The organism is Pseudoduganella albidiflava, from assembly GCF_004322755.1.
In the GTDB taxonomy this organism is placed as follows: domain Bacteria; phylum Pseudomonadota; class Gammaproteobacteria; order Burkholderiales; family Burkholderiaceae_D; genus Rugamonas; species Rugamonas albidiflava.
Genome location: NZ_CP036401.1, coordinates 5,567,291 through 5,586,301, shown reverse-complemented (window position 1 = coordinate 5,586,301; position 19,011 = coordinate 5,567,291). Strand labels below are relative to the sequence as shown.

General features: G+C 61.5%; 18 protein-coding genes and 1 tRNA gene. 6 read left to right on the top strand and 13 right to left on the bottom strand.

Going from position 1 to position 19,011, the window contains the following annotated elements:
* Positions 1-259: 259 nt before the first annotated feature.
* The 3 genes from EYF70_RS23135 to EYF70_RS23125 form a co-directional block, all read right to left on the bottom strand.
* Positions 260-1,393, bottom strand: coding sequence for a hypothetical protein (locus EYF70_RS23135; protein WP_131147493.1), 1,134 nt, complete (start codon positions 1,391-1,393; stop codon positions 260-262).
* A gap of 552 nt (positions 1,394-1,945) precedes the next feature.
* A complete protein-coding gene (locus tag EYF70_RS23130) occupies positions 1,946-2,251 on the bottom strand; it encodes a hypothetical protein (RefSeq protein ID WP_131147492.1) in 306 nt (101 codons plus the stop codon).
* A gap of 144 nt (positions 2,252-2,395) precedes the next feature.
* Positions 2,396-2,472, bottom strand: a tRNA-Pro gene (locus tag EYF70_RS23125).
* A 221-nt stretch (positions 2,473-2,693) separates the two neighbouring features.
* On the opposite strand from EYF70_RS23125, the gene arsC reads away from it, so the two are divergent.
* The gene (arsC, locus tag EYF70_RS23120) at positions 2,694-3,041 is read left to right on the top strand and encodes an arsenate reductase (glutaredoxin) (RefSeq protein WP_131147491.1); all 348 of its coding nucleotides are present in this window, start codon (positions 2,694-2,696) and stop codon (positions 3,039-3,041) included.
* A gap of 51 nt (positions 3,042-3,092) precedes the next feature.
* Here arsC and EYF70_RS23115 read toward each other — a convergent pair whose 3' ends face one another.
* The 4 genes from EYF70_RS23115 to ispB all read right to left on the bottom strand — a co-directional run bounded on the left by EYF70_RS23115 (position 3,093) and on the right by ispB (position 7,897).
* Positions 3,093-4,316, bottom strand: coding sequence for a BT3233 family polysaccharide utilization protein (locus EYF70_RS23115; protein ID WP_131147490.1), 1,224 nt, complete (start codon positions 4,314-4,316; stop codon positions 3,093-3,095).
* Between the two features lie 9 nt (positions 4,317-4,325).
* Complete coding sequence (locus EYF70_RS23110; protein ID WP_131147489.1) at positions 4,326-5,729, bottom strand: glycoside hydrolase family 88/105 protein; 1,404 nt, start codon at positions 5,727-5,729, stop codon at positions 4,326-4,328.
* A gap of 390 nt (positions 5,730-6,119) precedes the next feature.
* Positions 6,120-6,815 (bottom strand): FadR/GntR family transcriptional regulator, encoded by a 696-nt coding sequence (locus EYF70_RS23105; protein ID WP_131147488.1) that lies wholly within the window; start codon positions 6,813-6,815, stop codon positions 6,120-6,122.
* Positions 6,816-6,967: 152 nt separating this feature from the next.
* Positions 6,968-7,897: an octaprenyl diphosphate synthase gene (ispB, locus tag EYF70_RS23100; RefSeq protein WP_229420948.1), complete on the bottom strand. Its 930-nt coding sequence runs from the start codon at positions 7,895-7,897 to the stop codon at positions 6,968-6,970.
* A 275-nt stretch (positions 7,898-8,172) separates the two neighbouring features.
* On the opposite strand from ispB, the gene rplU reads away from it, so the two are divergent.
* The 4 genes from rplU (at position 8,173) to proB (ending at position 11,345) form a co-directional block, all read left to right on the top strand.
* Entirely contained in the window at positions 8,173-8,484 is a 312-nt protein-coding gene (gene rplU / locus EYF70_RS23095) for a 50S ribosomal protein L21 (RefSeq protein WP_107144413.1), read from the top strand.
* Between the two features lie 37 nt (positions 8,485-8,521).
* Positions 8,522-8,785: a 50S ribosomal protein L27 gene (gene rpmA, locus EYF70_RS23090; protein ID WP_130185981.1), complete on the top strand. Its 264-nt coding sequence runs from the start codon at positions 8,522-8,524 to the stop codon at positions 8,783-8,785.
* A gap of 116 nt (positions 8,786-8,901) precedes the next feature.
* The gene (gene obgE / locus EYF70_RS23085; protein ID WP_131147486.1) at positions 8,902-10,011 is read left to right on the top strand and encodes a GTPase ObgE; all 1,110 of its coding nucleotides are present in this window, start codon (positions 8,902-8,904) and stop codon (positions 10,009-10,011) included.
* 200 nt (positions 10,012-10,211) lie between these two features.
* Entirely contained in the window at positions 10,212-11,345 is a 1,134-nt protein-coding gene (proB, locus tag EYF70_RS23080) for a glutamate 5-kinase (RefSeq protein WP_131147485.1), read from the top strand.
* A gap of 321 nt (positions 11,346-11,666) precedes the next feature.
* On the opposite strand, the gene nth is transcribed toward proB, so the two are convergent.
* Positions 11,667-12,314, bottom strand: coding sequence for an endonuclease III (gene nth, locus EYF70_RS23075; RefSeq protein WP_131147484.1), 648 nt, complete (start codon positions 12,312-12,314; stop codon positions 11,667-11,669).
* Positions 12,311-13,015 carry an electron transport complex subunit RsxB gene (gene rsxB, locus EYF70_RS23070; RefSeq protein ID WP_131147483.1) on the bottom strand — a complete coding sequence of 235 codons (705 nt, stop codon included), beginning with the start codon at positions 13,013-13,015 and terminating at the stop codon, positions 12,311-12,313. Before rsxB ends, nth begins: the two co-directional genes overlap by 4 nt.
* A gap of 171 nt (positions 13,016-13,186) precedes the next feature.
* On the opposite strand from rsxB, the gene EYF70_RS23065 reads away from it, so the two are divergent.
* A complete protein-coding gene (locus tag EYF70_RS23065; RefSeq protein WP_229420522.1) occupies positions 13,187-14,041 on the top strand; it encodes a substrate-binding periplasmic protein in 855 nt (284 codons plus the stop codon).
* A 97-nt stretch (positions 14,042-14,138) separates the two neighbouring features.
* On the opposite strand, the gene EYF70_RS23060 is transcribed toward EYF70_RS23065, so the two are convergent.
* From EYF70_RS23060 to fdxA, 4 genes are all read right to left on the bottom strand, one after another.
* A protein-coding gene (locus EYF70_RS23060; protein ID WP_131144256.1) for an IS3 family transposase occupies positions 14,139-15,508 on the bottom strand; the annotation gives its coding sequence in 2 pieces (ribosomal slippage) (positions 14,139-15,037 and positions 15,037-15,508; 1,371 coding nt in all).
* 391 nt (positions 15,509-15,899) lie between these two features.
* Positions 15,900-17,123: a polyhydroxyalkanoate depolymerase gene (locus EYF70_RS23055; protein WP_131147482.1), complete on the bottom strand. Its 1,224-nt coding sequence runs from the start codon at positions 17,121-17,123 to the stop codon at positions 15,900-15,902.
* Positions 17,124-17,378: 255 nt separating this feature from the next.
* Complete coding sequence (locus EYF70_RS23050) at positions 17,379-18,446, bottom strand: NAD(P)/FAD-dependent oxidoreductase (RefSeq protein ID WP_131147481.1); 1,068 nt, start codon at positions 18,444-18,446, stop codon at positions 17,379-17,381.
* 128 nt (positions 18,447-18,574) lie between these two features.
* Positions 18,575-18,898 carry a ferredoxin FdxA gene (gene fdxA / locus EYF70_RS23045; protein WP_131147480.1) on the bottom strand — a complete coding sequence of 108 codons (324 nt, stop codon included), beginning with the start codon at positions 18,896-18,898 and terminating at the stop codon, positions 18,575-18,577.
* Between the last annotated feature and the right edge of the window lie 113 nt (positions 18,899-19,011).

The following is a 19,011-nucleotide window of genomic DNA, read 5'->3' as shown; positions in this document are numbered from 1 at the left end:
CAAGCTCGGCTATAAGACTTGGAACAAAGCCGATGACTTGATCACAATCCTTCGTGATCAGTCTGGCTTCGACATGAGGGCCACTGACAATAAGTATCACATTGCAATAAAGTTGGGGCACTAGTCCACAGGCCTCTCACACCGATACACGGACGCAGCGGTCGATCTATTGCGTAAGGTGCTCAACGGCGACGAATACCAGCTCGACACTGGGACGGTTAACGTGGAAGAGATCGCAGCTACGGCTGCGAAGGTGTAATCACTCGACCGGGATAGGCGGCGCGCCGAACTTGGCGCGCAGTTCCTGCTCTATCGCGACACGTTCTGCCTTTAAATCGATGTACTCTGGCACGTGGACGCCGAATTCTTGCACGGCCTTCAAAGCTTGCCAAGCACGGAAGTCGTGGAATGGATTAAGACCCAGCACATTTCCGAGGTCTTGATTCGAATTTCCAGCAACCTCTGTAATCCTTGAAAAGTCGGAACGGGCTAGGTCTTGATCCCAGTCGCGTACGAACATCAAAAGTGCTGCAAGCGCAAGAACGCTCGAGACAGTAATGCCTTTGTTTGATGTCGCGAACTTTAGGGGCTTATAGTTCTTGACCATGAATTCCGCTAATTGGCAGGTCTTGCGGTATTCCTCTTCAAGCAGTGATGGATCAAAGACTGTTCGGCCCTGCCAGCGGCGAGCAAGAGTTCCCATGCGGTTATACTCCAGCATGAAGGCGTTTCGCTTGTTGTTAAAGGCATCCAAAAATGCTTGGAATTCCGGGTGCCTTAAAATTTGCTCTCTGGCCGCCGCAGCGTGCCATTTAAATTTTGGATTCATGACGATCTCAGCCGTGAGCTCGACACCCTCTACAGTCTTTGCGTAAAATTTTTGGCGATACAGCAAATTCATCCATTTGGGAAAGCGCGGATCGAGGGTGACAACAAACATCGACTGGGTCTTCTTAGTGAAGAACCACTCCCGCATGTCCCGAATCGACTTCTGACTGAACAGCCCTAATTCGATACCGGTACCAACGAGCTCGCGGACCGCCTTCGTAATTGCGGAGTTGGAATCCGAAAAAGCAACGAGATTCTCGGGCACGGTATTTGCCGTTTTCGTGCTATCGAAATCGCAATGTTCCCGATGCTTGGGATTGCTGAAGCGGAAGCAGGCTTGGCGCACTGGGGTCGTGCGCGCCTTCGAATGTGCCTCCTTGACGAGCTCAGCACCTGTCACGAAGCAGCAGGGGCATTGGAGATCCTGCCGCATGAATGCACGCCAAGCCTCTGGGACAGCCTCGACAGTCGCGATGCATTCCCCAAACTCGGTTGAGAGGCGCTTCAGCACCTGCCCAACATCCTCTTCTTTCTGTGCCGATATTGAATAAGCTGTCAGTGGCATCAGATCCCCCCGTCGCAACAGCATGTAGCGTTATTGCTCACTAGCGGACGTCGCAATGCTTGAGTGTACGATGTCGTTGCTCTCCAAGCAAGGACGAGGTTTTGTTATGCGCTTTTAGCTATCTAAGGCGATTCAATGCGCCATACTAAATTGTTGCCCCAGAAACGCCCGAAGCAGGCAAGGCGGAGACTGTCCTTGGCGTCGTAAAACGGCCGCCACGCGACGTTTGACGTTAGGGATGAGGTTGGGGCTTGCTTTTGTACTGGCTCTGCCAAATCGTTGAATTTGACATCTTAGAAAGCGGCCAATGTCGGTTTGCACCGACACTGCCCATATCACAGCGAGTTGCATGCTCGGTTAGGCGTTCAAGTCGGGTCTACTGCCTGCTTGGCTTTGCGCTTTATTGTTCGTGCTACTAAGGCAGCGGGCGCGGCCGCTTTCCCTGCCGGTGCCGCCGCGACCGTTAAGGTACCGTCAACAAGACTCAGTGCAGGCCCTGCGGTGTCTGGGGTATTGAGATGTAAGGTCGGGACGTGTGCCTTTACCTTTGGGTTACGCCGGTCGACTGAAGCGCGTGCATTGCGTGAGTGCCTTGCCAGTCGCCTGGGCGTGCAGAATCCGGTTATAGGTCGCCTTTGCGAACTCGACCGCTTCCTGCTTGTCGGTGGTTTCTGTGCTGAGCTTGATCGTTTTGCCGTTTTCAAAACACCTGACTTGCCAGAACGGGCTTGCTTCGATTCGGTAGATTTTGAGCTTGTCTGGATACCCGCGTACAGACGTTAGGCTGTCCGGTATACGCACAGTGCGCGTTGATTTGCTGGGCTTGAGGGGAGGTGTATATTGAGCTGATTCCGTCACTGTCGCGATTCCGAAAACGCTAGGCCCAGCTATGCCGAAACTAAAGGAAAACGGACGTGGAAACCTAACAAAAGTACTACACAGAATGCTGTAGTAATTTTCGGAAAGCAACAACTTCGTAAGCTGTTGATTTAAATAGAATTTTGGTCGGGGTGAGAGGATTCGAACCTCCGGCCTCTACGTCCCGAACGTAGCGCTCTACCGGGCTAAGCTACACCCCGACTGGTGAGGCATTATTAGACCAGATTTCAGCGCGCCTGGCAACCACCTCGGCAGTAATTTCCCCTGCCGCCACGCCAGCGGGCCTGTGTGCAGTTGGCTTCCGCAGTTGGCTCGGTCACGCAATCGGCTCCTTCATGCAGCAGGCTTCCTCGCGCAGTGGGCCACTTTCCCGGCAGGCTCCGTTAAGATCCTGCCTCGTCAAACATGATCTGGATTTTCCATGGCTATCACCATCTACCACAACAACGCGTGCAGCAATTCGCGTGGCGCACTGGCGCTGATCCGCGAGGCGGGCATCGAGCCCGTGATCATCGACTATGTGAAGAACCCGCCCACGTGCGCCGAGCTGGCGGACCTGATCGCCCGCGCGGGCCTGACCCCACGCGGCGCCATGCGCGACAAGGGAGACGTGTACGAACAGCTGAACCTCGCCGATCCATCGGTGACGGACGACCAACTGCTCGACGCGATGAGCGCGCATCCGGCGCTGATCAACCGGCCGTTCGTGGTGACGGACAAGGGCGTGCGGCTGTGCCGGCCGCCGGCTGTCGTGCACGAGATCCTCTAACGAAAAAGGCCGGCATGAATGCCGGCCCCGGATTCGTTGACCTGCGTGCGCTCAGGGCTGCGTCTGCAGGCCGATCTTGACCGGATTGGCGGCGCGCTTCGCGAAGTCGGCCACGTAGGCTTGCCATTGCGCGGCCGTGGTGATTTCCTTCGCGCCGCTCCATGCCCCGCCCGCGTAATAGCGCAGCGGTTCGCCCGATTTTACCTGCGCGAATACGAGGTTGTTCAGCGCATCGTCGGTGAAGTCCTGCGCGGAAGGCAGGATCACGGCGGTGCCGAACGCGCCCTTGCTGCGCTGCTCGATCCACTGCAGCAGCGTGCCGGTGGACTTATCCCGCTTCACGTCGACCACGCCGTTCTCGCCCTTGTCGGTGGGCGCCTTGTTCAGGCCCACGGCCACCGTCAGCGTGGCCGGGCCCTTGAACTCGAACGTACTGTCGATGCGGTCCAGCTGGTGGCCCGCGTCGACCGTGAAGCGCTTCACTTCGGTGACGGACGTGCCGGCCACGTCCCAGCTGTCGTAGCGCAGTTCGAAGATCGAGCGGATCGGGCCGTTGGCCAGCACCTTCCAGCCCGCGTAGTTGGCCGAGATGTGCAGCGCCTTGCCATCCCACACGCCGGTGCCGCCGGCACCGCGCGACTTGCCGACGTTGTAGAAGTCCATGCCTTCGCCTTCGTCCTTGTGGTAATGGTCATGGCCCTTGTTGTACCAGCGGTCGACGACCGGATACGGCACGCGCTTGAACCACAGGTCCAGGCCGGACGTCTGCAGCACTTCCTTCACGGTGCCCGGCGCCGCCGGCGCCATCAGCGCGGGGCCGTAGGTGCGGTGCGCCAGCTTGTCGTTTTCCCAGCCGAAGTCGTCGAGGCGTTCCTGGATATAGCGCGCCGTCGTCTGCTGCGGGAATACCGGCGCGATCGCGTCGGACTTCTCCACCGTGTACGTGGCGCTCTTCTCGCCGGCCTTGAAGCTGTGCTGGAAGATCAGTTCACCGTAGGCGGCGCCCACGTTGTGCGGATCCTTGGCCTGCGGGGCCACGTTCGTCACCTGGAACGGCACCGCCTTCCCGCCCGCATCCTTCACCACGATGCGCTGGATCAGCGCGCCGGGCAGGGCGGCGTTCACCTCTTTCCACGGCACTGTCACCGTTTCGGATGGGCGGGCACTGTCCAGGTCATGCGACAGCGTTACGCGCAGTGCCGCCGCATTGGCCAGGCCGGCTGCCAGCAGCAGCGCGGACAGGGCCGCCAGTTTGGGGGTATAGCGGGAAGTCATCGTCGTCCTTTACTGGTGTTCGCGGTAGTCGGTCTTGCCGCCATCCTTCGGCTGGTAATGGTAGGTGCGCAGCTTGTACTCGACGCTCACGTTCGGGTTCTTCAGCAGCTTGATCATCTCCGCGCCGGCCAGCAGCACCGGGCCGTAGCCGTGCAGCGCGTGCACGCTGGTCGGGCGGTTGTAGTAATACACCTGGTCCGATGCCAGCGTGGTGCCCACGCAGGTGCCTTCGACCTGGCCCTTGTCGTTGATCTTCGTCGTCAGGCCCACCCAGCCGGCCTGCGCGATCGAGCCGTACGTGGTGGGGCTGATCCAGCCCTGGTTGATCGCGTGGGCGATCACGTAGGTGAACATGGCCGACGCGGACGTCTCCAGGTAGGAGTCGTTACGGTCGATCATCTGGTGCCACAGGCCGGTGCCGGACTGCAGCTCGGAGATGCCCTTGATGGCGCCGCGCAGCTGGTTCAGCACCTTGTCGTAGCCGGGATGGTCTTTCGGCAGCACGTCGAGCAGGTCGCTCATCGCCAGTACCGCCCAGCCGTTCGCGCGCGCCCAGTAGAAGCGCGGCGAGTTCGGCACGTGCTCGTGCCAGCCGTGCGTGAAGATGTTCAGCTGCGGGTTGTACAGGCGCTCGGACATGCCCAGCACATTGGCCACGGCCAGGTCGAAGTACTTGCGCTCACCCGTCATGCGGCCTGCCTCGGCCAGCGCGGGAATGCTCATGTACATGTCATCGCCCCACAGCGAGACGGCTTGCGGGCGCTTGCGCGCCATGGTGCCGTCGGCCAGGCGGAACTGCTTGTTGGCCACCCAGTCGTTGCAGCTGTCGATCATCCACTTCAGGTCCGGGCCGATCTTCGCGGCCTTCGCCCGCATCAGCGCGGCGCACATGGAACCGGTGTCGTCCAGCGAGCGCGGATCGATGAAGCGCGCGAAGCTGTTCTGGCGCTCCAGGTGGAACTTGGCTTCCTGGGCGCGGAAGTAGGGCAGCGTCTGGCCGAAGAAGTCGAAGTGGCGCTTCGTCATCGCGGTGAAGTTCTTGTCGCCCGTGGCTTCGGCCGCGCGCAGCAGGCCGGCATGCACCACGCCCATTTCATAGACCATGATGCCGTAGTCGCCCGCCGCTTCGGCAAAGGCGGCATCCGCCACCGGCGTCTTGAAATCGGTGATCGGCGCGCCGGTCTTCTTGTTGACCACGCGGGTCGGCGTGGCGTGGTCCATGTAGGCGCGGATGCGGTTCAGCTGTTCGGTGATCTCGGCCACCACCGGCATCTTGTACGGCACCGGATACGTGCCCTCGGACACGTCCTTCAGATTCTTGTTGTCCGTGTTGCGGAAGGGGCCTTCGGCATGGGCGGTGCCCAGCAGCGTGCAGCAGGCCAGGGCGGCCAGCAGTTTGGTCGAGTTCTTCACCTTGTCTCCGTCAGGGTTGGCGTGGCTTTTTGGTCAGGCCATTCTAGATTGGTCTGGCCAGTTAAGCAAGGTGGGCGACCACGATGACGGCAGAGAGTTGCAGCCGAGCCCGTGTCATGGTGCCTGACCCTGTGACACGAGCTGAGCTACAGCGCTATGGTTGAGTTCGTGTAATGGTGCCTGACCCCCTGACACGAACTCAGCAAGAGTTACGCTTGTTTTCCGACTGCGCATAGGGCGTAAGTAGTCCGAGCTATGGCCGAGCTCGTGTCACAGTGCCTGACCCCCTGACACGGGCTCGAGCGATAAGTTATAGCCGAGCCCGTGTCATAGTGCCTGACCCCCTGACACGGGCTCGGCAGGAGGCCGAGCGGATTGGTAGGCGGGCTGCTAGCCGCGCGAGAAGGTGCGCGTGACGCGCTCGAGGTGCGAGCGCATGGCGTGGCGGGCGCCGGCGGGGTCGTGCGCGGCGATGGCTTCGAGGATTTTCCGGTGGTCGGGCAGCGTTTGCAGCCGCAGTTCCTCGGTCTGGTAGTGTTCCTTCAGCTTGTGCCACAGTGAGCCGCGGTTGTTCCACAGGTATTCGACCACGCCGACTAGGGCCGTGTTGCCGGTGGCGCGGGCGATGGCCAGGTGGAAGTTGCGGTCGGCCAGTTCGTTGCTGGCGCGGTCTTCGTGGTGCCGTTCCATCTGTTCGACGGCTTTGAGGATCGCGTCGACGGCGGCGCCGGTGGCGGCCTTGGCGGCGATGGCGGCGATCTCGGATTCGATCATGCGGCGCGCGGCCAGCACCTCGAACGGGCCCGGGCCGGTTTCCGGCACGTCCGCCGGCAGCGGCTGCTCGCAGACATAGACGCCGGAACCTCCGCGCACTTCGACGACGCCGCCCAGTTCCAGCGCGATCAGGGCCTCACGCAGCGAAGCCCGGCTGACGGAGAGCCGCGCGGCCAGGTCGCGTTCGGCGGGCAGCCGTGCGCCGGGGGCGATCTTGTCGTCCTGGATCATCTGCTGGACGCGATCGGCAACGACGCGGTAGAGCCGCGGTTCTGCGGTGGGGGTCTCGCCGTTTGCGGAGTTCTTTTTCATGAATGGATTCCCTTGTGGAACGCCGATTATAGTTGTGTTCCAGCCAATGCGTGCAGGGGGCCGCGGCTTATTTGGGGCGCATTCGGGGGTAAATCCGGGGCCGGGTGGAAACGATCACCATCTTGCGTGGCCAGCCCCGGCCGGAGCGGCGTTCAGTGCGTGCGCTCCACGGCGAAACGGGCCAGCTGCAGCAGCGAATCCTTGTAGCGGCTTTCCGGCATGGAGGCCAGCGCCGCGGTGGCGCGGTCGGCCTGCACTTCGGCGGCGCGGCGCGTGTAGTCGAGCGCGCCGCTGCTGGTGATGGCGGCCAGCACGGCATCGAAATGCTGCTCGTCGCCCGTTTCGATGCAGGAACGCACCAGCTGGCGCTGTTCCTCGCTGCCATGTTCCATCAGGTAGATCAGCGGCAGTGTCGGTTTGCCTTCGCGCAGGTCGTCGCCGACGTTCTTGCCGATCTCGCTGGCGTCGCCGGCGTAATCGAGCACGTCGTCGATCAGCTGGAACGCGGTGCCCAGCGAGCGGCCATATTCGCCGGCGGCGGCGATCTGCGCGTCGTTCGCGCCGGCCACCAGCGCACCCAGTTCGGCGGCCGCCTCGAACAGCTTGGCCGTCTTCGAGCGGATCACCTTCAGGTAGCTCTCCTCGCTGACATCCGGGTCGTGCATGTTCAGCAGCTGCAGCACTTCGCCCTCGGCGATCACGTTGGTGGCATCCGACAGGATCCGCATCACGCGCATATTGTCGAGCGAAACCATCATCTGGAACGAACGCGAATACAGGAAGTCGCCCACCAGCACCGAGGCGGCGTTGCCGAACAGCGCATTGGCCGTGGCGCGGCCGCGGCGCAGCGACGATTCGTCGACCACGTCATCGTGCAGCAGCGTGGCGGTGTGGATGAATTCGACCACCGCCGCCAGCTCGTGATGCGCGGCGCCTTCATACTGATAGGCGTTCGCCACCAGCAGCACCAGTACCGGGCGGATCCGCTTGCCGCCGGCGCTGATGATGTATTCAGCGATCTGGTTGACCAGTGCCACCTCGGAATGCAGTCGCTGGCGGATCACGCCGTTGACGGCGTCCATGTCGGCCGCGATGGTGCTGATGATGTGGTTCTGGCTGGTGGGTTGGGTGGACAAGGCGAGCCTGCTGCGGTCGGGTTTGAAGTGCCGCGATTATACGACATGCACGCTTGCCGTTGCCGACATACCACGAGCACGGAGCTTTGTGAATAAGTTTTTGACGTCAATTTGCCTTGCATGTATAATCGTTGGTTCTCTGGCCTCCGCCCAGCTGTTTGCAGTACCGCAGCGGGTCGTCGAGGGAGGGAATTTTCTTAACATTTGATGAGGTTTCAATCATGTACGCGGTCATAAAAACCGGTGGCAAGCAATACAAAGTTGTCGCTGGCGAAAAACTCAAAGTAGAACAGATACCTGCTGACATTGGTTCCGAACTCACCATCGATCAAGTGCTCGCCGTTGGCGCGGGCGACAGCATCAAGTTTGGTGCTCCGCTGGTTGAAGGTGCAAAGGTTCTGGTGAAAGTGGTTTCCCAAGGTCGTCACGACAAGGTCAAGATCTTCAAGATGCGCCGTCGTAAGCACTACCAGAAGCACCAGGGCCATCGCCAGAACTACACCGAAATCCAAATCGTTTCGATCAACGGCTAATCGCTGTTATCTGAATTAGTCAATCAAGGAGCAATAAATGGCACACAAAAAAGGTGGCGGTACTACCCGCAACGGCCGCGATTCCGAATCAAAGCGCCTGGGCGTTAAGGTTTACGGCGGTCAAACGATCAATGCCGGCGGCATCATCATCCGCCAGCGTGGCACCCCGGTTCGCGCCGGCGAAGGCGTGGGCACCGGCAAGGACCACACCCTGTTCGCACTGGTCGACGGCGTGGTCAAGTTCGTGACCAAGGGCGCTGGCAGCAACAAGTTCGTCACCGTCGTTCCGGCTGCTCAGTAATCCAGCCCAAACGGTGATGTAAGGCGCAAGCCTTTGTTATCGAAAGGCTCTGCCATCGGTGGAGCCTTTTTTATTTCCAGGCGCCTGTTTTCGGGCGCTTAGTCAAGGCGGTAATCATGAAGTTCATCGACGAAGCACGTATCGAAGTCATCGCTGGCGACGGCGGCAACGGCTGCGCCTCTTTCCGGCGCGAGAAATTCCGTCCGTTCGGCGGTCCCGATGGCGGCGACGGCGGCAAGGGCGGTTCCATCTGGGCCGTGGCCGACCGTAACATCAACACGCTCGTCGACTACCGCTATTCCAAGATGCACCGCGCGTCGAACGGCGAAGCGGGCCGCGGCTCCGACTGCTATGGCAAGGGCGCGGACGACATCATGCTGCGCATGCCGGTCGGCACGCTGATCATCGACAACGTGACCGGCGAGATCCTCGCCGACATGACCGAACACGGCCAGGTCGAACTGCTCGCCAAGGGCGGCGAGGGCGGCTGGGGCAATATCCACTTCAAGACGTCGACCAATCGCGCGCCGCGCCAGAAGACGGAAGGCAAGGAAGGCGAACGCCGCGACCTGCGCCTGGAACTGAAGGTGCTGGCGGACGTGGGCCTGCTGGGCATGCCGAACGCCGGCAAGTCGACCTTCATCACGGCCGTGTCGAACGCGCGCCCGAAGATCGCCGACTACCCGTTCACCACGCTGCACCCGAACCTGGGCGTGGTGCGTGTGTCGCATGAAAAATCGTTCGTGATCGCCGACATTCCCGGCCTGATCGAAGGCGCCGCCGAAGGCGCCGGCCTGGGCCACCAGTTCCTGCGCCACCTGTCGCGCACGGGCCTGCTGCTGCACATCGTCGACCTGGCGCCGTTCGAGGCGACCGTGGACCCGGTGAAGGAAGCCAAGGCCCTCGTCAAGGAACTGGAAAAGTACGACGAGGCGCTGGTCGACAAGCCGCGCTGGCTGGTGCTGAACAAGCTCGACGTGGTGCCGGAAGCGGAGCGCGCCAAGCGCGTGAAGGACTTCGTCAAGAAGTTCGGCTTCAAGGGCCCCGTGTTCGAGATCTCGGCACTGTCGCGCGAAGGCACGCAGGAACTCGTGACGGCGATCTACCAGTACCTGGAACAGAAGCGCCACGGCGAGCAGCGTGCCGAGGAAACCCAGATGACGGAAGAAGCACGCGGCATCTCCTCGATCGATCCGGACGATCCCCGCTTCAAGGTTCTCGATTGAACACCGGTGACATGAACAAGAGGCCCGTTTAACGGGCCTTTTCCTTATCTCCTTCGGTAAAGAAGGACGTTACCGGTTAAAATTCTCTTTACCTGTTACCTGCACGGTTCGCGATCCGCGAAGCGCGCGGCGTCAGCGGCAAAGCGGGGCGACCGGCCCGGCGACATGCAGTCCACTTCCAACAAGAGATTTGCCGCCCAATGAATTCGCGCACCACACAATCCGTCGTCCAGAAAGCCGGCCGCATCATCGTCAAGGTCGGTTCGTCGCTCGTCACCAACGATGGCCGTGGCCTCGACCAGGCCGCCATCGCCCGTTGGGCCGCGCAGATTTCCGCGCTGCGCGCGCTGGGCAAGCAGGTCGTGCTGGTCAGCTCCGGCGCGATCGCCGAAGGCATGCTGCGCCTGGGCTTCGAGCACCGCCCCACCGATGTCCACGAGTTGCAGGCCTGCGCCGCCGTGGGCCAGATGGGCCTCGCGCAAATCTATGAAACGAGCTTCCGCGCGCATGGCATCGGCACCGCGCAGGTGCTGCTGACACATGCCGACCTGGCCGACCGCGAACGCTACCTGAACGCGCGCTCCACGCTGACCACCCTGCTGTCGCTGGGCGTGGTGCCGATCATCAACGAGAACGACACGGTCGTCACCGACGAGATCAAGTTCGGCGACAACGACACGCTGGGCGCGCTGGTCGCCAACCTGATCGAGGCCGATGTGCTGATCATCCTGACCGACCAGCGCGGCCTGTTCTCGGCGGACCCGCGCAAGGACCCGGCAGCCTTCCTGATCACCAACGGCATCGCCGGCGATGCGCAGCTGGAAGCGATGGCCGGCGGCGCCGGGTCGAGCCTGGGCCGCGGCGGCATGCTGACCAAGATCCTCGCCGCGAAACGCGCCGCCAAGTCCGGCGCGCACACGGTGATCGCCTTCGGCCGCGAGGAAGGCGTGCTGACGCGCCTGGCTTCCGGCGAGGCGATCGGCACCGAACTGCAGGCGCAGACCGGCCACCTCACCGCGCGCAAGCAGTGGATGGCCGATCACCTGCACACGCTGGGCCAGGTCGTCATCGATGCCGGCGCCGTCGAGAAGCTGTCACGCGAAGGCAAGTCGCTGCTGCCGATCGGCGTGCTGGAAGTGCGCGGCGAATTCGGGCGCGGCGCCGTCATCACCTGCATCAGCGAAAAGGGTGTTCCCATCGCCCGCGGCATCACCAACTACACGAGCGGCGAAGCACGGCGCATCCTGCGCAAGCCGTCGGCGGAGATCGAGAGCATCCTCGGCTTCCTCGAAGGTCGGGAGCTGATTCATCGGGATAATCTGGTGCTGCTGTAGGGATGAGCGCTGGTGTCGGACTTCGCTGGCCCGCGGCCAAGGGGTCTGCCGGAGCGCCGTACCGCCCCGCCAGTCGCTGACGGTCGAGCCGCTGGGGTCTGTCCCCGCCAGTCGTTGGCCGAAAGCTTTGTACGCGGCTTCTATCGAGGGGACTGACCCCGGTGTTTGCCGGCGTCATCGCAACACTGGCAAAAACCGGGGTCAGTCCCCTTGATCAACGCTCGCGGTTACGTTCAAGGCAACGACTGTCGGGGACAGACCCCAGTGCTCCACTGCCAACGACTGACGGGACGGTACGGCACTCCGCCATTCCCCTCAAAATCAAACCACCGCCGGTGCCGCCGTCTTCGGCTTGTACTCGCACAGATCCACGATCATGCAATTCCAGCACTGCGGCTTGCGCGCCACGCACGTGTAGCGGCCATGCAGGATCAGCCAGTGGTGGGCATCCTGCAAAAATTCCTTCGGCACGAACTTCAGCAGCTTCTGCTCGACGATGTCCACTGTCTTGCCCGGCGCGAGATTGGTGCGGTTCGCTACCCGGAAGATGTGCGTGTCGACGGCGATCGTCGGCTCGCCGAACGCGGTGTTCAGCACCACGTTGGCGGTCTTGCGGCCCACGCCGGGCAGCGCCTCCAGCGCCTCGCGGTCGCGCGGCACCTCGCCGCCATGCTGCTCGACGAGGATCTTGCAGGTGGCCATCACGTTCTTGGCCTTGGTGTTGAACAGGCCGATGGTCTGGATGTACGGCACCAGTCCGTCGAGGCCCAGGTCGAGGATCGCCTGCGGCGTGTTCGCCACCGGGTACAGCTTGCGGGTCGCCTTGTTGACGCCCACGTCCGTCGCCTGCGCCGACAGCAGCACGGCGATCAGCAGTTCGAACGGGGTCGTGTATTCGAGCTCGGTGGTGGGGTGGGGGGTGGCTTCGCGCAGGCGGCGAAAGATTTCGTGGCGTTTGGCTGCGTTCATTGTTCCGGTTTGTTTTCCTGCGCCGCGGCGGCCCTGGCCGCTTCGGCCTTCAGGCGGGCGCGTTCCATCGCGGCGGCGATGATGGCCCGCTTGCGCTCTTTCTCGGCCAGTTCGGCGGCGTTTTCTGGGGCCAGGTTGTCGACCGCCGCCATCTTGGCCTGGGCCTTGGCAGCCAGCCGCGCATCGTTTTCCTCGCGCTCGCGCTTCAGGCGGGCGATGCGGAAATCGTGGCGGTCGCGCGCGGCGTCCGCGGCGGACTGCGACCAGGCATCCCAGCCGGTGGCCTCGGTCACCGGGTACATCACGATGCAGTCGACCGGGCACGGCTTCACGCACAGGTCGCAACCCGTGCACAGTTCGGGGATGATCGTGTGCATCTGCTTGGCCGCGCCCATGATCGCGTCGACCGGGCATGCCTGGATGCACAGCGTGCAGCCGATGCACAGGGCTTCGTCGATGAAGGCGACGGCACGCGGCCGTTCCAGCCCGTTCTCGAGATTGAGCGGGATGACGGGAAGCCCGGTAACGGCCGACAGCCGCACGACGCCTTCGGCGCCGCCCGGCGGGCACTGGTTGATGCGCGCCTCGCCCGCCGCGATCGCTTCCGCGTACGGCCGGCAGCCGGCATAGCCGCATTTCGTGCACTGCGTCTGCGGCAAGACGTCTTCGATACGGTCGGCAAGGGAAGTCGGTTGGGTCACGATGGCAGCCAGGATGCGCTAACAACAGCAAAGACGCATTATCCTTCATTCGCGCCGCATCGTGCAGCGGGCCGGGACGTGCGCGCAGGCTCCGCTTGGCTTTGCCGCCGCCTTGTGGGAGCATGCGAACATGGAACAAGCAACACCGCCCGTCATGAAAACGATCCGCGCATGAGCGTGCGCCGAGCGCTGGCTCACACCGCGGCCCGGATGCTGGCCGCCGTGCTGGCCTCTGCACGGTCCGCCGCGCCGGGCCGCATGCTGCATTGCGTGCTCGGCGGCGCGGCTGCCGCCGTGTTCACTTCGGCCGCGGCGCAAACGCCCCAGACCATCCGCTTCGCCGCCGAGGAATGGCCGCCGTTCGTCAGCGATGCCTTGCCCGACGACGGCCTGTCCGGCGCGATCCTGCGCGCCACCCTCGACCGCCTCGGCTACACGGCCCGGATCGATTACTTCCCGTGGAAGCGCGCGATGGACCTGGGCTTGAACGACAGCCGCTATGCCGGCTTCCTTGCTGTCTGGCGCACGCCGGAACGGGAAAGGCTGTGCCATTTCTCCAGCCCGGTCGGCAATACCCTGACGGTGCTGGCCTACCTGAGGGACAAGCCCGTGCGCGCCGCCCAGTTGGCCGACCTGCGCGGCACGCGCATCGGCACCGTGGGCGGGTTTGCCAATGGCGAACAGTTCGATGCGCTGGTCCGCCAGGGCCTGCTCGACGTGGAAGAGGGCGTCAACGACGAGACCAATTTGCGCAAGCTGCTGGCGCGGCGCTATCCGGCCATCCTGATCGAGCGGCGCGTGCTGCGCCACCTGCTGACCACGCGCTTCCCCGCGGCAGAGCGGGGCCGCATCGCCCTCAACGAGCGCCTGTTCAGGGAGCGGCCGGTGCATGTGTGCTTCAAGCGCACGCAGGCGGGGCTGGTGCAGCAGCGGGCCTTCAACGACGCGGCGAAGACGGTCGATTTCGGCCAGGTGGAAAAGGACTACTGGCGCAGGATCGGCGAGGTGGGCGTGGCGGGGGACTGACGCGGAGGCAAAGCGGCGCAAGCAAAAAAACGGTGACAGTCACCATTAAAAAAATGGTGACTGTGAAGTGACCCCAGGAAGTTGGACGGTTTGTTAGCTATGCTACTTGGAGCTGAGTTCTGTACTGCACAGGACTCAGCCCGTTCAACCTAAGCTTGATGCGCTTGTGATTGTAGTAGCGGATGTACTTCACCAGGCCTTTCTTCAGCTCCTCGATACTGGCAAATTTCTGCAGATGGAAGTACTCAGTCTTGAGTACGGCGAAGAAGCTCTCCATGGCAGCGTTATCGAGGCAATTTCCTTTGCGAGACATGCTCTGCACGACATTTTTATCCTCCAGCGCCTTCCGGTAAGCGGGCTTCCGATAGTGCCATCCCTGGTCTGAGTGAAGGATTGGCTTGTCGTCTTTGCCGAGCTTTCGCAGGGCTTTTTTAACCATGTTGGTAACCAAGCTCAGCACTGGCCGGGTGTTCGTCTCGAAGGCGATGATCTCGCCGTTGCACAGATCCATCACCGGCGAGAGATACAGTTTTTTGCCAGCGACATTGAACTCCGTGACATCAGTTACCCACTTCTCGTGCATGGCCGCAGCTTCAAAATCGCGGTCCAAGAGGTTATCTGCAGCTTCGCCCACTTCGCCTTTGTAAGAACGATACTTCTTCGGCCGCACCAGCGATTTCAAGCCGAGCTCGCTCATCAAACGCTGTACACGTTTGTGGTTAACCTTATGCCCGTCCTTGCGGATCTCAGCGGCCACACGGCGATAGCCATAGCGCCCGTGGTTGCCGTCGAAGACGCCCTGAACACGATTTTTTAAGGCCTCGTCACGATCGCCTAGCTTGGCCACTTGCTGCTGATAGTAGTAAGTGCTGCGCGCCAGGCCTGCTACTTCCAGCAAGCCATCCAAAGGGAAACGCTGCCTCAGTTCAGTGATTACTTTCGCTTTTTGCGCGCTATCGCACGCTGCTGCTTCTCTTCCTGAACCAAGGCATCCAGCTTTTTTAGGTAGGCGTTCTCCATCCGCAAGTAGTTCACTTCTTTGAGAAGCTCTTCAAGGGTCTTGGCCTCTTCATCGAGAGGCGTTTGCGGCGCGGGCGGCTGGGATGTGGGCATTTTCTTCGGTCTCTGGCGCGGTCGGGGACTGAGCGCATCTATACCGCCGCTATGATAGCAGCGCTCCCACTGGCCGATGCTGCCGGTGTGGCGCACGTTGAAAATCACGGCCGTCTCGAAACATGACAACTCATGTTTCCACATGTGCTGCAATATCGACAGCTTGCCCTCAGCGCTGTGCCTATGTTGCTTCTTCTCCAGGCCCCCCACGCCATGAGCGTCGTATAGCCTGACCCACAAATAGACCAGGCTAGGATCCACGCCCATCTCGTTGCCCAGACGAACGCATCCTAACGGGCCGGCCCGATATCGATCGACCACCTCTTGCTTGAACTGCACACTGTATTTCGCCATGAAAAACCCCAAAAGTTGGTGTCCAACTTTTAGGGTTCAGTTCACTGTCACCGTTTTTTTGGAAACATTCCCCCGGGACTTGTGCCTGGAGCCGCACCAGCAGAAGCAGAAAATGGTGACTGTCACCATTTTTTTGAGACAGGCCACCCCAAGTGCAAATTCCGGGGTCAGACCCGCCGGGTCTGACCCCAGTCCTTCGCTGTTGGGGTGAATGCATGCACTTTCAATGTGTCGCGTAACGCGTAACTTAACGGCATTGGTGACTGTCACCATTTTTTTGAAACTTTTCCCCGGAAATCATGCCTGTCGCCAGGCAGCCGCCAGCGTGCGCGGAAGTCGCCGGAGCAAAAAAAAGCCGCCCCGTAGGGCGGCCGGTCTTCGAGGAGACGGATCAGGCGTGCTGCCGGATGAACGAGGTGATCTTCGGGCACACCAGTTCGCGCCAGCGGCGGCCGGAGAAGATGCCGTAGTGGCCGGCCTGCGGCACCACGAAGTCTTCCTGCATGCCGGCCGGGATGCCGCTGCACAGTTCGTGGGCAGCCTGCGTCTGGCCGGCGCCGGAAATGTCGTCCAGCTCGCCTTCGACGGTCAGCAGCGCCACGTTCTTGATGTCCTGCGGGCGCACCAGCTGGCCACCCACTTCCCACGTGCCGTTCGGCAGGCGGTGTTCCTGGAACACGGTCTTGATGGTGTCGAGGTAATACTCGGCCGGCATGTCGAGCACGGCGTTGTATTCGTCGTAGAACTTGCGGTGGCTTTCCGCCGATTCATCGTCGCCGCGCACCAGTTGCATGTAGAACTCGCGGTGCGATTGCGCATGGCGGCCCGGGTTCATCGCGATGAAGCCGGCATGCTGCAGGAAGCCCGGGTAGACCTTGCGGCCGAAGCCCGGATAGTTCGGCGGCACCGGATAGATCACCGTGTTCTCGAACCACGAGAACGGCTTCTCGGTGGCCAGGTTGTTGACGGCGGTCGGCGACTTGCGCGGGTCGATCGGGCCGCCCATCATCGTCATCGTCTTCGGCAGCTTCGGATCGTTGTTGGACGCCATCAGCGAGATCGCGGCCAGTACCGGCACCGTCGGCTGGCACACGGAAATCACGTGCACGTCCGGCCCCAGGTGGCGGATGAAGTCCTGCACGTAGTAGATGTAGTCGTCGAGGTGGAACGGGCCTTCGCTCAGCGGCACCATGCGCGCGTCGGTCCAGTCGGTGATGAACACATCGTGTTCCGGCAGCAGGCCGCGCACGGTGTCGCGCAGCAGCGTGGAATGGTGGCCGGACAGCGGCGCGACCAGCAGTACGGTCGGCTGCTTCAGTGCCTCCCGCGTATCCTTGCGGAAGTGCAGCAGGCGGCAGAATGGCTTGGTGACGGCGGCGTGCTCGATGATCGAGACAGGCTTGCCGTCGACGGTGGTGGTATCGATGCCGAATGGCGGCTTTTCGTAATCCTTGCCCAGGCGGTACAGCAGTTCATAGCCGGCAGCGATACGCTGCGCGAACGGCGTGTGCGCCAGTGGCGACACCGGGTTGCTGAACAGTTTCGAGGACGCTTCGGCCCACTGCATCAGCGGGTTCAGGAAGGTCCGTTGCATCTCATGGAGTTGGTAAAGCATAGGTGTTCCCGGGTCATAATGCGCTGCTGAAATAAGATGCAGCGCGGAAATCATAAGCCCATTATAGGCCGTTTCTTATTAACGTAAAGCATTTTCAAGGTGTTGCGAGAAAGGTGTACAAAAGCAACAAATTAGCCAAAGATGCCTGTAGTTCCTACGATAATAGTGCCGCTGAAACAAAAAAAGCAGCGTTTCCGCTGCTTTTTTGTAGGACAGGTCTGAACACTTGGTCAGACTCATGGTTGCACCCCGGGATCAGTCGAAGACTGGCGATTCGACACCCAGCACTTTGTGGAGTTTTGGCGACGTCGTGGTGTACTGCATGTGGATTTTCTTGTCCGGGAAGATATACGGCGCGGCGCCGAAGGCGGCCAGCGCGGCTTCGTGGAAGCCCGACAGGATCAGTTTCTTCTTGCCCGGATACGTGTTGATGTCGCCCACGGCGAAAATGCCCGGCACGTTCGTTTCGAATTTCTCCGTGGAAGTCACCTTCAGCTGCTTGCGCTCGATGTCCAGGCCCCACTCGGCGATCGGGCCCAGCTTTGGCGACAGGCCGTAGAACACCAGCAGCATGTCCAGCGGCACGCGGCGGGTCACGCCGTCGGCGCCCGTGACGCGCAGTTCGGACAGCTTGCCGTCCTTTTGCTCGATGCCGGACACCTGGCCGATGATCAGCTGCATTTCATAGTCTTCGCACAGCTGCTTCATCTTTGCCACGGAAGCGGGCGCGGCGCGGAAATCCTCGCGGCGGTGCAGCAGCACCACGGACTCGGCCTTGCCGACGAAGTTCAGCGCCCAGTCCAGCGCGGAGTCTCCGCCGCCGCAGATGACCAGGTTCTTGCCTTCGAATTGCGACGGATCCTTGACGCGGTAGAACACCTGCGAACCTTCGAACGCTTCGAGGCCTTCGGTCTTCATCGTGCGCGGCTGGAACGAACCGACGCCGGCGGCGATGAAGATGGTCTTGGTGATGAACTTGGTGCCCAGGCTGGTTTCGACGTCGAAGCGGCCGTCTTCACGCTTGTGCACGACGGTGACTTCCTGGCCCAGGTGGAAGGTGGCGCCGAACGGCTCGATCTGCTTGAGCAAGCCATCGGTCAATTCCTGGCCGGTGCAGGAAGGAATCGCGGGAATATCGTAGATCGGCTTGTCCGGATACAGTTCCACGCACTGGCCACCGACGGCGGCCAGCGAGTCGATCACGTGGGCCTTGATTTCCAGCAGGCCCAGTTCGAAGACCTGGAACAGGCCGACGGGACCGGCGCCGATGATGACGGCATCCGTTTCATGGAAGCCACCTGGAGGGGTGCTGACGATATTCATGACGATTTCTATCCTGTGTATTCAATGGCGGCAGGCGCGCATGACAATGAAAGAATCAATTACAGAGTCAATGACAAAGCCAATAAGCGCGGGCGTGGGCGCGCGGCGCGACTGCCGGGAAACTGCCGTTAGCGGGCCAGCAGGTGGAGTTTTTCCTTGACGTCCTTGAACTGCTCGGCTTCCGGCAGGGCTGCCTTGGTCTTCGTGATCGAAGGCCAGTTGCGGGACAGGTCCGCATTGAGCTTGATGTATTGCTGCTGGTCGGACGGCACATCTTCTTCCGCGAAAATGGCGTTGACCGGGCATTCCGCCACGCACACGGCGCAGTCGATGCATTCGTCGGGGTCAATTGCCAGGAAATTCGGGCCTTCGCGGAAACAATCTACCGGGCAAACATCGACGCAGTCCGTATACCGGCAGGCGATGCAAGATTCGGTGACAACGTGGGTCATAGCAGTCCTATCAATGTTGGTGCGAAGCGGTCGATAACACAATCCCAACTTCAGCAAAGCACTGTATTTTAGGGCAATTCTCCCTTTCTCACAATTCAGGCTTAGACACAATA

Excerpts from the sequence above, each read along its gene's own strand:
- EYF70_RS23135 (WP_131147493.1), bottom strand. The coding sequence starts at position 1,393 with ATGCCACTGACAGCTTATTCAATATCGGCACAGAAAGAAGAGGATGTT.
- arsC (WP_131147491.1), top strand. The coding sequence starts at position 2,694 with ATGGCTATCACCATCTACCACAACAACGCGTGCAGCAATTCGCGTGGC.
- EYF70_RS23115 (WP_131147490.1), bottom strand. The coding sequence starts at position 4,316 with ATGACTTCCCGCTATACCCCCAAACTGGCGGCCCTGTCCGCGCTGCTG.
- EYF70_RS23105 (WP_131147488.1), bottom strand. The coding sequence starts at position 6,815 with ATGAAAAAGAACTCCGCAAACGGCGAGACCCCCACCGCAGAACCGCGG.
- ispB (WP_229420948.1), bottom strand. The coding sequence starts at position 7,897 with ATGGACGCCGTCAACGGCGTGATCCGCCAGCGACTGCATTCCGAGGTG.
- rplU (WP_107144413.1), top strand. The coding sequence starts at position 8,173 with ATGTACGCGGTCATAAAAACCGGTGGCAAGCAATACAAAGTTGTCGCT.
- rpmA (WP_130185981.1), top strand. The coding sequence starts at position 8,522 with ATGGCACACAAAAAAGGTGGCGGTACTACCCGCAACGGCCGCGATTCC.
- obgE (WP_131147486.1), top strand. The coding sequence starts at position 8,902 with ATGAAGTTCATCGACGAAGCACGTATCGAAGTCATCGCTGGCGACGGC.
- proB (WP_131147485.1), top strand. The coding sequence starts at position 10,212 with ATGAATTCGCGCACCACACAATCCGTCGTCCAGAAAGCCGGCCGCATC.
- nth (WP_131147484.1), bottom strand. The coding sequence starts at position 12,314 with ATGAACGCAGCCAAACGCCACGAAATCTTTCGCCGCCTGCGCGAAGCC.
- EYF70_RS23065 (WP_229420522.1), top strand. The coding sequence starts at position 13,187 with ATGAGCGTGCGCCGAGCGCTGGCTCACACCGCGGCCCGGATGCTGGCC.
- EYF70_RS23055 (WP_131147482.1), bottom strand. The coding sequence starts at position 17,123 with ATGCTTTACCAACTCCATGAGATGCAACGGACCTTCCTGAACCCGCTG.
- EYF70_RS23050 (WP_131147481.1), bottom strand. The coding sequence starts at position 18,446 with ATGAATATCGTCAGCACCCCTCCAGGTGGCTTCCATGAAACGGATGCC.
- fdxA (WP_131147480.1), bottom strand. The coding sequence starts at position 18,898 with ATGACCCACGTTGTCACCGAATCTTGCATCGCCTGCCGGTATACGGAC.